This is a genomic window from Goodfellowiella coeruleoviolacea (assembly GCF_024171785.1).
GTDB lineage: Bacteria > Actinomycetota > Actinomycetes > Mycobacteriales > Pseudonocardiaceae > Goodfellowiella > Goodfellowiella coeruleoviolacea.
This window is the reverse complement of the sequence record NZ_JAMTCK010000018.1, coordinates 204503-215578: the sequence shown is the minus strand read 5'-3', so window position 1 is coordinate 215578 and position 11076 is coordinate 204503. Positions and strand designations below refer to the sequence as shown.

General features: G+C 71.6%; 11 protein-coding genes. 8 read left to right on the top strand and 3 right to left on the bottom strand.

Features of this window, described 5'->3' with window-relative positions:
* Nucleotides 1-360: 360 nt before the first annotated feature.
* On the bottom strand, nt 361-2100 hold the full coding sequence (gene mptB / locus LX83_RS32340; RefSeq protein ID WP_253778302.1) for a polyprenol phosphomannose-dependent alpha 1,6 mannosyltransferase MptB: 1740 nt from the start codon (nt 2098-2100) through the stop codon (nt 361-363).
* A gap of 244 nt (nt 2101-2344) precedes the next feature.
* Between mptB and LX83_RS32335 the strand changes: the two genes are divergently transcribed.
* From LX83_RS32335 to LX83_RS32300, 8 genes are read left to right on the top strand one after another with little or no spacing between them, the layout of a single operon-like run.
* The gene (locus tag LX83_RS32335) at nt 2345-3259 is read left to right on the top strand and encodes a helix-turn-helix transcriptional regulator (RefSeq protein WP_407649711.1); all 915 of its coding nucleotides are present in this window, start codon (nt 2345-2347) and stop codon (nt 3257-3259) included.
* Entirely contained in the window at nt 3256-4722 is a 1467-nt protein-coding gene (gene sufB, locus LX83_RS32330; RefSeq protein WP_253778300.1) for a Fe-S cluster assembly protein SufB, read from the top strand. The genes LX83_RS32335 and sufB overlap by 4 nt, the downstream gene beginning before the upstream one ends.
* A 22-nt stretch (nt 4723-4744) precedes the next feature.
* Nucleotides 4745-5902, top strand: coding sequence for a Fe-S cluster assembly protein SufD (sufD, locus tag LX83_RS32325; protein WP_253778338.1), 1158 nt, complete (start codon nt 4745-4747; stop codon nt 5900-5902).
* Nucleotides 5899-6258 carry a non-heme iron oxygenase ferredoxin subunit gene (locus LX83_RS32320; RefSeq protein ID WP_253778298.1) on the top strand — a complete coding sequence of 120 codons (360 nt, stop codon included), beginning with the start codon at nt 5899-5901 and terminating at the stop codon, nt 6256-6258. Before sufD ends, LX83_RS32320 begins: the two co-directional genes overlap by 4 nt.
* Nucleotides 6259-6289: 31 nt before the next feature.
* Entirely contained in the window at nt 6290-7063 is a 774-nt protein-coding gene (gene sufC, locus LX83_RS32315; protein WP_253778295.1) for a Fe-S cluster assembly ATPase SufC, read from the top strand.
* Nucleotides 7060-8358 carry a cysteine desulfurase gene (locus LX83_RS32310; RefSeq protein ID WP_253778293.1) on the top strand — a complete coding sequence of 433 codons (1299 nt, stop codon included), beginning with the start codon at nt 7060-7062 and terminating at the stop codon, nt 8356-8358. The genes sufC and LX83_RS32310 overlap by 4 nt, the downstream gene beginning before the upstream one ends.
* 5 nt (nt 8359-8363) lie before the next feature.
* On the top strand, nt 8364-8864 hold the full coding sequence (sufU, locus tag LX83_RS32305) for a Fe-S cluster assembly sulfur transfer protein SufU (protein WP_253778291.1): 501 nt from the start codon (nt 8364-8366) through the stop codon (nt 8862-8864).
* Entirely contained in the window at nt 8861-9277 is a 417-nt protein-coding gene (locus LX83_RS32300) for a metal-sulfur cluster assembly factor (RefSeq protein WP_253778289.1), read from the top strand. The genes sufU and LX83_RS32300 overlap by 4 nt, the downstream gene beginning before the upstream one ends.
* Nucleotides 9278-9375: 98 nt before the next feature.
* On the opposite strand, the gene LX83_RS32295 is transcribed toward LX83_RS32300, so the two are convergent.
* Together LX83_RS32295 and LX83_RS32290 are read right to left on the bottom strand one after the other, a co-directional pair.
* Nucleotides 9376-10635 (bottom strand): RNA polymerase sigma factor, encoded by a 1260-nt coding sequence (locus tag LX83_RS32295; RefSeq protein WP_253778286.1) that lies wholly within the window; start codon nt 10633-10635, stop codon nt 9376-9378.
* Nucleotides 10632-10955 (bottom strand): YciI family protein, encoded by a 324-nt coding sequence (locus tag LX83_RS32290; protein ID WP_253778284.1) that lies wholly within the window; start codon nt 10953-10955, stop codon nt 10632-10634. The genes LX83_RS32295 and LX83_RS32290 overlap by 4 nt, the downstream gene beginning before the upstream one ends.
* Nucleotides 10956-11076: the final 121 nt, after the last annotated feature.

Below are 11076 nucleotides of genomic sequence, written 5' to 3'. Positions count from 1 at the left end.
ACGATTCCCCACCACCCTTCTAAGTAAATCTCTGCGAAATGACGGCAGAAGGGTGCGCGACTACGGAACCGGCGGCCAAGGCCGGCAAGTCTGGGATGCGGTCGGAACAGCAGCCAACCGGACCACAATTCCAGTCATTTCCCGCAAGCCGACTGCCCCCAAAACCCGGGGTTCACGCGCCTGCCCATTGGGTCCACGGTTGCTGTCCCGCTGCTCGGGTCCGCTGCTCGGATCCGGTGGCCGGGTCCGGTGGCCGGGTCCGGTGGCCGGGTCGGGTGGCCGGGTCCGGTGGCCGCGTCCGGTGTCCGGTTTCGTCTGGACCAGTCGGCCGCCCTGGCGGGCGGCGGGCCGGCCGCGCGCTCAGTCGGCCGCCTTGGCGGTGGCGGGCTGATCCGGCGCAGGGGGCTGGTCCGATGCAATGGGCTCGCCTGATGCGGCGGGGTGGTCGGCGGTAGTGGGGCGGGCACCGTCGCGGCGCCACATCGGCCGCAGGCGGCGGTGCAGTGCCAGCAGGCACAGGCCCACCACGATCAGCCCAGCCACCACCGACTGGGACAGCACGTAGGTGCGGCCGTCGAAGGTGGCCCCGGTGGGCGGCAGGACCACCGCGATCAGCGCGCTGCCCGCCACGGTCAGCACCCGGAACCGGGGCCCGACCATGGCGGTGGCCAGCGGCAGCGCCGCCCACAGCACGTACCAGGGCTGCAGCACCGGACCGAGGACCAGCACCGCGGCCAGCCCGGCACCCAGTCCGTTCAGCGCCTTGATCCGGCCCCGGAAGCTCTGCCACAGCAGCGTGGCGCAGATCAGCACGGACACGCCCTGGCCGATCAGTCGGAACAACGCGATGGTGGACTCGGTGTGGTTGCCCAGGCCGAGCAGGATGCCCAGCCCGCCGCCGAGGAAGCCGAGCGCGGTCACCGGCGACATCCAGCTCTTGACCGTCTTGGCGACGTCGAGCGTGCCGATCCAGCCGATGCCCAGCCCGGTGCCGGCCGACACCAGCGCGGTGACCCCGACGAACACCACGGCCAACAGCAGGGCCACCCGCAGCAGGTCGACCAGGCGGCCACCCCAGCGGCGGGCGATCAGCACACCGAGAAAGCCCAGCGCCAGCGCGGCCGGGATCTTCACCATGGCACCGAGGGTGATCAGGGTCGCGCCGAGCGCTACCCAGGCGAACTCCCCGGGCTGGCGGGGCGGCACCGGTTCGCCAGGCACCAACCGGGGCAGGCCGCGCAGCGCGACCTCCACGCCGACCAGCATCAGGCCGATGGCCAGGGCCTCGTTGTGCACGCCGACCACCATGTGGAACAGCACCAGCGGGTTGGCCGCGCCCAGCCACAGGGCGCTCACCGGCTGCACCCCGAACCGGCGGGCCAGCCTGGGCAACGCCCACACGATCATGGCCACGCCGACCAGCGCGAGCAGTCGGTGCACCAGCACGCCGGTCATCACGTGGTTGCCCACGATCCAGCTGATCACCCTGCCCACCGCCAGGAACAGCGGGCCGTAGGGCGCCGGGGTCTCCCGCCAGATGTTGGGCACGCCCCTGGTCAGCGGGTGGTCCACGCCCAGCGCCGGGGCGGGGCCGACCACGTAGGGGTCGATGCCCCTGGCCGCGATCTCGCTCTGCGCCAGGTAGCTGTAGACGTCCCGGCTGAACATGGGCATGGCGAAGATCAGCGGCGCCGCCCACATCACCAGGGTGCGGTCCAGCTGGGTGCGGGAGAGCAGCCTGGGCCGACCCGGCCGCACCAGCCGGCCCAGCCAGATCCAGGCCAGCACGACCATGAAGATGCCGGTCCAGGCGATGGCCAGGGAGACCGCGGGCATCCGGGTGAACAGGCCGAGCACGGGCACCCCGGGCACCGGGTTGAACACCGGCGCCGCGCCCGTGCCCAGCGAGCCGGCGGCCAGCAACAGCGCGCCCACCGTGCCGAACCGGCGGATCAGGTCCAGCAGCCGGCGTTCGGCCGCGTCGAGCGGGGCCGGCTGGTCCGGCCAGTCGTCTCTGGCGTGTCCGTCCTGGGGATTGCCGCTGCCGTCGTGCTGGCGCGCACCGCCAGCGGCCTGACCCTTGACTCCGCCCGCCACCACGTGACGAAGGGTAGCGACCGGAAACCGACCGGGTTTGTCGAACCACGCGAGGAGCGGAACGACCACACCGACGGGGTGACTCCCAACACACCGGGAGTGGGTGATCGCCAGTCGGCTCGATCGTTGAACAATGAGGCCGGCCGGGTCAGCGGGGTTGGCCGTTCGGGCAAGGCGACAGTGAGCCGGCTCACCCACGCCCGGGCGACTTTTGCGGTGCCTCGACTAAATAGGTAACACTTGTGTTGTGAAAAACGCCGGCACTTCCGCTCCGCAGACCGCGGACGCCACCCAGGGCCCGTTCGGCCCCGGGGCGGTGCCGCAGTCCAACGACGGGCGTACCCGGCACGCCGTGGCCCGGCTGTTGCTGGAGCGCGGTCCGGTCGCGGCGGCCGAGGTCGCCGAGGTGCTCGGACTGAGCCCGCCCGCGGTGCGTCGCCACCTCGACGCGCTCGTGGCCGACGGCCAGGCCAGCACCAGGGACGCGCCCAAGCGGGGGCGGCGCGGTCGGGGGCGACCAGCCAAGCTGTTCCTGCTGACCGAGGCCGGCCGGTCCCGGTTCGGGCACGCCTACGACGACCTGGCCGTGGCCGCCCTGCGCTTCCTCGCCGAGCACGGTGGGGAGGACGCGGTGCGCGCCTTCGCCCAGCGCCGGGTGATCTCCCTGGTTGACCGGCACCGGGCCGCGATCATGGCCGCGAACAGCCCGGCCGAGCGCGCCAAGGCGCTGGCCGAGGTGCTGAGCCGCGAGGGCTACGCTGCCTCGACGCGCCACGTCGGGGCGGGGGAGCAGCTGTGCCAGCACCACTGCCCGGTCGCGCACGTGGCGGCCGAGTTCCCGCAGTTCTGCGAGACCGAGACGGCGGCCTTCGCCAAGGTGCTCGGCACCCACGTGCAGCGGTTGGCCACGATCGCCAGGGGTGACGCGGCGTGCACCACGCACGTGCCCGCGGTGACCAGGGTCGACGAGCCCGTGGCGGGGCCGACCGAACAACCCGGCGGAACACCGCCGGCACCACCCACCAGCAACCCGGCGACCCCGCCGCAGCGACCAGGCGGCGCGTCGGGCCAGACAGCGCGTCCACATCCGGCCGAGGCGCAGCCCGCCCGGTCGGTCGAGGACGTGACAACACGGATCCCGGACGGAGGGGAGCCCGCATGACTGCCGCTGCCGAGCAGCGCACCACCACACCGCCGAACTCTCTTGGGCAGGAACCACTCAGCCAGGAGGAGGCCCTGGCCTCGCTCGGCCGTTACGAGTACGGCTGGGCCGACGCGGACGTCGCCGGCGCGAGCGCGCGGCGAGGCCTGAACGAGGAGGTCGTCCGGGACATCTCGGCGAAGAAGGGCGAGCCGGAGTGGATGCTCCAGGCGCGCCTGAAGGCGCTGAAGCTGTTCGACCGCAAGCCCATGCCGAACTGGGGTGCTGATCTGTCGGGCATCGACTTCGACACGATCAAGTACTTCGTCCGGTCCACCGAGAAGCAGGCGACCAGCTGGGAGGACCTGCCCGAGGACATCAAGAACACCTACGACAAGCTGGGCATCCCGGACGCGGAGAAGCAGCGGCTGGTCGCGGGTGTCGCGGCCCAGTACGAGTCCGAGGTCGTGTACCACAAGATCCAGGAGGAGCTGGAGGCCCAGGGCGTCATCTTCCTGGACACCGACACCGGCCTCAAGGAGCACCCCGAGCTGTTCCAGGAGTACTTCGGCTCGGTCATCCCGGCCGGTGACAACAAGTTCTCCGCGCTGAACACCGCGGTGTGGTCCGGTGGGTCGTTCATCTACGTGCCCAAGGGCGTCCACGTGGACATCCCGCTGCAGGCCTACTTCCGGATCAACACCGAGAACATGGGCCAGTTCGAGCGCACGCTGATCATCGTCGACGAGGGCGCCTACGTGCACTACGTCGAGGGCTGCACCGCGCCGATCTACAAGTCGGACTCGCTGCACTCGGCCGTCGTGGAGATCATCGTCAAGAAGGGCGCCCGCTGCCGGTACACGACCATCCAGAACTGGTCGAACAACGTCTACAACCTGGTCACCAAGCGCGCCAAGGCCGAAGAGGGCGCGACCATGGAGTGGATCGACGGCAACATCGGCTCCAAGGTCACGATGAAGTACCCGTCGGTGTTCCTCATGGGCGAGCACGCCAAGGGCGAGGTGCTGTCCATCGCCTTCGCCGGTGAGGGCCAGCACCAGGACGCCGGCGCCAAGATGGAGCACCTGGCCCCGCACACGTCCTCGACGATCGTGTCCAAGTCGGTGGCCCGCGGCGGTGGCCGCACCTCCTACCGCGGCCTGGTCCGGGTGCACAAGCGGGCGCACCACGCCAAGTCGACGGTCAAGTGCGACGCGCTGCTGGTGGACACCATCAGCCGCTCGGACACCTACCCCTACGTGGACATCCGTGAGGACGACGTGGCCATGGGCCACGAGGCCACCGTGTCCAAGGTCAGCGAGGACCAGCTGTTCTACCTGATGTCCCGCGGCCTGACCGAGGACGAGGCCATGGCCATGGTCGTGCGCGGGTTCGTCGAGCCCATCGCGCGCGAGCTGCCCATGGAGTACGCCCTGGAACTCAACCGCCTGATCGAGCTACAGATGGAAGGGGCCGTCGGCTGAGATGACGGTTTCTGCCGAGAAGATGACCACCACCGACAACGAGCAGTTCGGCCTCACCCCCCACTCGCACGGCGCTGGTGTGCCGCTGTCGACCAGGGCCGACCGCGAGGACGCCACCAGCGTGCCCACCGGGCGCGAGGAGAACTGGCGGTTCACCCCGCTCAAGCGGCTGACCGGGCTGATCCCCGGGCAGGCGGCCACCGGCGAGGCGGTCGTGACCGTGGACGCGCCGGTGACCGTGCTGGTCGACACCGCCAACCGGGACGACGAGCGGCTGGGTGAGGCCGGTCGGCCCACCGAGTACGTGTCCCGGCTGGCCTGGGAGTCCTTTGCCAAGGCCACCGTGGTGACCGTGCCCAAGGAGGTGGTGGCCGCGCCCACCACCATCACGGTGACCGGCCCCGGTGCGGGCAACGTCGCCTACGGGCACCTGCAGGTGCGCCTGGAGCGGTTCGCCGAGGCGGTCGTGGTGATCGACCACCGCGGCTCGGGCAGCTACGCCGACAACATCGAGTTCGTGGTGGCCGACGGTGCCAAGCTGACCGTGGTGGCCGTGCACGACTGGGCCGACGACGCGGTGCACGTGTCCGCGCACCACGCCCGGCTGGGCAAGGACGCCGTGCTGCGGCACACCGTGGTCACCCTCGGCGGTGGCACGGTGCGGATCAGCCCGACGGTGAACTACGCCGACAAGGGCGGCGACGCCGAACTGCTCGGCCTGTACTTCGCCGACGCCGGCCAGCACCTGGAGCACCGCACCTTCGTCGACCACGCCGTGCCCAACTGCCGCAGCAACGTCGTCTACAAGGGCGCGCTGCAGGGCGAGGGCGCGCGCACCGTGTGGATCGGCGACGTGCTGATCCGGGCGGCGGCCGAGGGCACCGAGACCTTCGAGCTGAACCGCAACCTGGTGCTCACCGACGGGGCGCGGGCCGACTCCGTGCCCAACCTGGAGATCGAGACCGGCGAGATCGCCGGCGCCGGCCACGCCAGCGCCACCGGCCGGTTCGACGACGAGCAGCTGTTCTACCTGCAGGCCAGGGGCATTCCCGAGGAGCAGGCCCGGCGGCTGGTGGTCCGGGGCTTCTTCCACGAGGTGCTGATGAAGATCTCGGTGCCCGAGGTCCGCAAGCGCCTGGAGGAGGCCATCGAGGCGGAGCTTGAGGCGGTCGGCGGATGAGCCAGGCGCGTGACCTGCTGACCGAGCCGGGGCAGTGGCAGCGGGTGTGCTCGTTGACCGAACTCGACCAGGGCAAGCCAGCCGGGTTCGAGATCGACGACACGCCCGTGGTGCTGGTCCGCGACGGCGAGCAGGTGCACGCGTTGCACGACGTGTGCACGCACGCGGAGGTGGCGCTCAGCGAGGGCGAGGTGAGCCGGGGCGGCATCGAGTGCTGGCTGCACGGCTCGTGCTTCGACCTGCGCACCGGAGCGCCCTCGTCGCTGCCAGCCACCGAACCGGTGAACGTCTACCCGGTGCACGTCGCCGGTGACGACGTCTACGTCGACCTCAGCAGCCCGAAGAACCAGGGCTAGAACCAGCCCGACACCAGGAGAAACAAGGACGATGTCCACCCTCGAAATCAAGGACCTGCACGTTTCGGTCGTCACCGACGAGGAGCCCAAGGAGATCCTCAAGGGCGTCGACCTGACCATCAAGTCCGGCGAGACCCACGCCATCATGGGCCCGAACGGCTCGGGCAAGTCGACCCTGTCCTACGCCATCGCCGGCCACCCCAAGTACGAGGTGACCTCCGGCTCGGTGCTGCTGGACGGCGAGGACGTGCTGGACATGTCCGTGGACGAGCGGGCCCGCGCCGGCCTGTTCCTCGCCATGCAGTACCCGGTCGAGGTGCCCGGCGTCTCGATGTCCAACTTCCTGCGCACCGCCGCCACCGCGGTCCGGGGCGAGGCCCCGCAGCTGCGGCACTGGGTCAAGGAGGTCAAGCAGGCCATGGCCGAGCTGGACATCGACCCGACCTTCGCCGAGCGCAGCGTGAACGAGGGCTTCTCGGGCGGTGAGAAGAAGCGCCACGAGATCCTGCAGCTGGCGCTGCTCCAGCCGAAGTTCGCCATCCTCGACGAGACCGACTCCGGTCTGGACGTGGACGCGCTGCGCGTGGTGTCCGAGGGCGTGAACCGCTTCCGGGCCAACAGCGAGTCCGGCGTCATGCTGATCACCCACTACACCCGGATCCTGAAGTACATCACCCCGGACTTCGTGCACGTGTTCGCCGGCGGCCGGATCGTCGAGTCCGGCGGTTCGGAGCTGGCCGACCGGCTGGAGGAAGAGGGCTACGTGCGCTACGTCGGCAAGCGGGAGGGGGCGCTCGCCCAGTGACAACCACTGCCGCGCCGCTCGACGTCGAAGCCATCCGCAAGGACTTTCCCATCCTGACCCGGACGGTGCGCGACGGACACCGGCTGGTCTACCTCGACTCCGGGGCCACCTCGCAGCGGCCGCGGCAGGTGTTGGACGCCGAGCGCAGCTTTCTGGAGACCTCCAACGCGGCGGTGCACCGCGGTGCGCACCAGTTAGCGGAGGAGGCCACCGACGCCTACGAGGCGGCCCGCGCCCGCATCGCCGAGTTCATCGGGGTCGGCGCCGGTGAGGTGGTGTTCACCAAGAACGCCACCGAGAGCGTGAACCTGGTGGCCTACGCCATGAGCAACGCCGCGACCAGCGGCGAGCAGGCCGCCCGGTTCGCGGTCGGGCCCGGTGACGAGATCGTGGTCACCGAGATGGAGCACCACGCCAACCTGGTGCCCTGGCAGGAGCTGTGCCGCCGGACCGGCGCCACGCTGCGCTGGTTCGGCATCACCGACGACGGCCGGCTGGATCTGTCCACGCTGGACGAACTGGTCACCGGGCGCACCAAGCTGGTGGCGTTCACCCACCAGTCCAACGTGCTCGGCACGGTCAACCCGGTCGAGCCGATCGTGGCCAGGGCCCGGCAGGTGGGCGCGCTCACCGTGCTGGACGCCTGCCAGTCCGTGCCGCACCAGCCGGTCGACTTCGGCGCGCTGGGTGTGGACTTCGCGGTGTTCAGCGGGCACAAGATGCTCGGCCCGTCCGGGGTGGGCGTGCTCTACGGCCGGGCGGAGCTGCTGGCCGCCATGCCGCCGTTCATCACCGGCGGGTCCATGATCGAGCTGGTGCGGATGGAGGGCTCCACGTTCGCCCCGCCGCCGCAGCGGTTCGAGGCCGGCGTGCCGATGACCTCCCAGGTGGTGGGACTCGGCGCGGCGGTGGACTATCTCAGCGTGGTGGGCATGGACCGGATCGCCGCGCACGAGCACGAGCTGACCAGGGCGGCCCTGGCCGGTCTCGCCGAGATCCCCGGGGTCAGCCTGGTCGGGCCGGGCCTGGACGAGCACGGCGAGGTGGTCGACCGGGGCGGCGCGGTGTCGTTCGTGCTGGACGGCATCCACCCGCACGACGCCGGCCAGGTGCTGGACAGCGTGGGGGTGGCGGTGCGGGTCGGGCACCACTGCGCGTGGCCGCTGCACCGCCGGCTGGGCATCCCGGCCAGTGTGCGGGCCAGCTTCTACCTGTACAACGACCGTGATGACGTGACGGCGCTGCTCGCCGGGGTGCGGGAGGCACAGCGCTTCTTCGGGGTGACCGGGGGTTAGCCGGCATGCAGCTGCAGCAGATGTACCAGGAGATCATCCTGGACCACTACAAGAATCCGCACCGGCGTGGCCTGCGTGAGCCCTACCAGGCCGAGGTCCACCACGTGAACCCCACCTGCGGCGACGAGGTGACGCTGCGGGTGCACCTGGCCGGCGACGGCGGTGCGGCGACCGTGTCCGACGTCTCCTACGAGGGACAGGGCTGCTCGATCAGCCAGGCGGCCACCTCGGTGCTGACCGACCTGGTGGTGGGCCGCACCGTGGCCGAGGCGTTCCAGACCATGGACGCCTTCGTCGAGCTGATGCAGGGCCGCGGCCACGTCGAGCCGGACGAGGACGTGCTGGAGGACGGGATCGCGTTCGCCGGGGTCGCCCAGTACCCGGCCCGCGTCAAGTGCGCGCTGCTTGGTTGGATGGCGTTCAAGGACGCCGTGGCGCGCGTGGCCGACAGCGCCGAGACGCCCGCCGCGGCCGGCGGGCACAGCAGCGAGGTGAGCAGCCGATGAGTGAGACCACTGGTACCCCCGCGGCCCAGGACGAGCAGGTCCAGCGGGGTGTCGAGGGACTGCCCGAGCCACCGCCGCCGAGCGCGGAGGTGGCCGCGGTGGACGACGTCGAGGAGGCGCTGCGCGATGTCGTCGACCCGGAACTCGGCATCAACGTGGTGGACCTCGGGCTGGTCTACGACATCCGGGTGGACGCGGACAACACCGCGCTGCTGGACATGACGCTGACCTCGGCGGCCTGCCCGCTCACCGACGTCATCGAGGACCAGACCAGGGCCGCGCTGACCGGTGGACCGGGTGGGGGCCTCGTCCGCGACTTCCGGATCAACTGGGTGTGGATGCCGCCGTGGGGCCCGGAGCGGATCACCGAGGACGGCCGCGAGCAGCTGCGCGCCCTCGGTTTCACCGTCTGAGCACCACCCACCCGCACCACTGCCTCGGGGCCGACCACCGTTTGGGGTCGGCCCCGAGGCTTTTCCGCACCCGCCCCCGACGGCCGGGGCCCACGGGTCTACGGGGGCACCGGGTCGTCACCGGTGGGCAGTTCGGCGAGCCGGCGGTCGAGGTAGTGCCGCTCGGCGTCGGTCGGGGCCAGGTCGCGTGCCTGCCGGTAGGCGGCGGCCGCCTCGGCGTGGCGGCCGAGGCGGCGGAGCAGGTCGGCCCTGGTCGCCGGCAGCAGGTGGTAGCCGGCCAGCGCGCCGGTGGCGGCCAGCGCGTCCACCAGTGCCAGTCCCTCGGCCGGGCCGGCGGCCATGCCCACGGCGACCGCCCGGTTCAGCTCGACCACCGGGGACGGCGTCAGCCGGGCCAGTTGCCCGTACAGCGCGGCGATCTGCGGCCAGTCGGTGTCCGCCGCCCGCCGCGCGGTGGCGTGGCAGGCGGCGATCGCGGCCTGCACCTGGTAGGGGCCGGGTCGGCGGCGCCGCAGCACGCCGTCCAGCAGCGCCACCCCCTCGGCGATCTCGGCGGTGTCCCAGCGGCTGCGGTCCTGCAGTTCCAGCGGCACCAGGCCGCCGGCCGCGTCCACTCGGGCGGCCCGGCGCGCGTGCTGCAGCCGCATCAGCGCGAGCAGCCCCACCGCCTCGGGCTCGTCGGGCATCAGCCGGACCAGCACCCCGGCCAGCCGGATCGCCTCGGCGGCCAGGTCGGGGCGCAGCAAATCCGCGCCGGCCGTGGCCGCGTATCCCTCGGTGAACAGCAGGTACAGCACGGCGAGCACGGCCGAGGTGCGCTCGGGCAGCAGGTGCGGTGGTGGCACCCGGAAGGGGATGCCGGCGTGGCGGATCTTCTGCTTGGCCCGGACCAGGCGCTTGGCCATGGTCTGCTCGCTGACCAGGAACGCCCTGGCGATCTCGGCGGTGCTCAGCCCGGCCAGGGTGCGCAGGGTGAGCGCGACCTGGGCCGGCACCGCCAGCGCCGGGTGGCAGCAGGTGAACATCAACCGCAGCCGGTCGTCCGGCACAGCGTCGTCGTCGTCGGTGGGCGGTTCGGGGGCAGGGGACAGGGCGGCGGCCTCCTGGAGTTTGGCGGCACCGAGCGCGTCCCGGCGCAGTCGGTCCACGGCGCGGTTGCGGGCGGTCGTGGTCAGCCAGGCCCCGGGCCGGCGGGGCACGCCGTCCCGGGGCCAGGTGCGCAGGGCCAGGGCGAAGGCGTCCTGGGCGCAGTCCTCGGCCAGGTCCCAGTCGCCGGTGAGCCGGATGACGCTGGCCACCACCCGGCCCCACTGCTCGTGGAACGCCCTGGTCAGCGCGGCGTCGACGGCACTGGTCACGGCGTCAGCAGCGGCCGGATCTCGATCGTGCCGTAACCCGCGGCCGGGTGCTTGGCGGCGATCTCGATCGCCTCGTCCAGGTCGGCGCAGTCGATCAGGACGAACCCGCCGATCTGCTCCCTGGTCTCGGCGAACGGGCCGTCGGTGAGCAGCACCTCGTCGCCGCGCACCCGCACGGTGGTGGCCTCGGTCGGGGGCCGCAGCCCGGCGCCGCCCCGGACCACGCCGCGCTGCTCCATCTCCTCGGACCAGCCGCCGCACCCGTCCTGCGCGTGCGCCGCGGCCGTCTCGTCACCACAGATCAACAGCACGTACTTCATCAGGTTCCTCCTCAGTCGTTGCCGGTCACCAGTACGACGAACGGGACCGCGCCGGATGGACAGCCGCCGGGCGAGTGGTGGGCCCCATCTTCGGCCAGGGCGCCACCACCACCCGGTGTCC

Coding starts and splice junctions, on each gene's coding strand:
- LX83_RS32320 (WP_253778298.1), top strand. CDS start 5,899: ATGAGCCAGGCGCGTGACCTGCTGACCGAGCCGGGGCAGTGGCAGCGG.
- sufU (WP_253778291.1), top strand. CDS start 8,364: ATGCAGCTGCAGCAGATGTACCAGGAGATCATCCTGGACCACTACAAG.
- sufB (WP_253778300.1), top strand. CDS start 3,256: ATGACTGCCGCTGCCGAGCAGCGCACCACCACACCGCCGAACTCTCTT.
- LX83_RS32300 (WP_253778289.1), top strand. CDS start 8,861: ATGAGTGAGACCACTGGTACCCCCGCGGCCCAGGACGAGCAGGTCCAG.
- sufC (WP_253778295.1), top strand. CDS start 6,290: ATGTCCACCCTCGAAATCAAGGACCTGCACGTTTCGGTCGTCACCGAC.
- LX83_RS32290 (WP_253778284.1), bottom strand. CDS start 10,955: ATGAAGTACGTGCTGTTGATCTGTGGTGACGAGACGGCCGCGGCGCAC.
- sufD (WP_253778338.1), top strand. CDS start 4,745: ATGACCACCACCGACAACGAGCAGTTCGGCCTCACCCCCCACTCGCAC.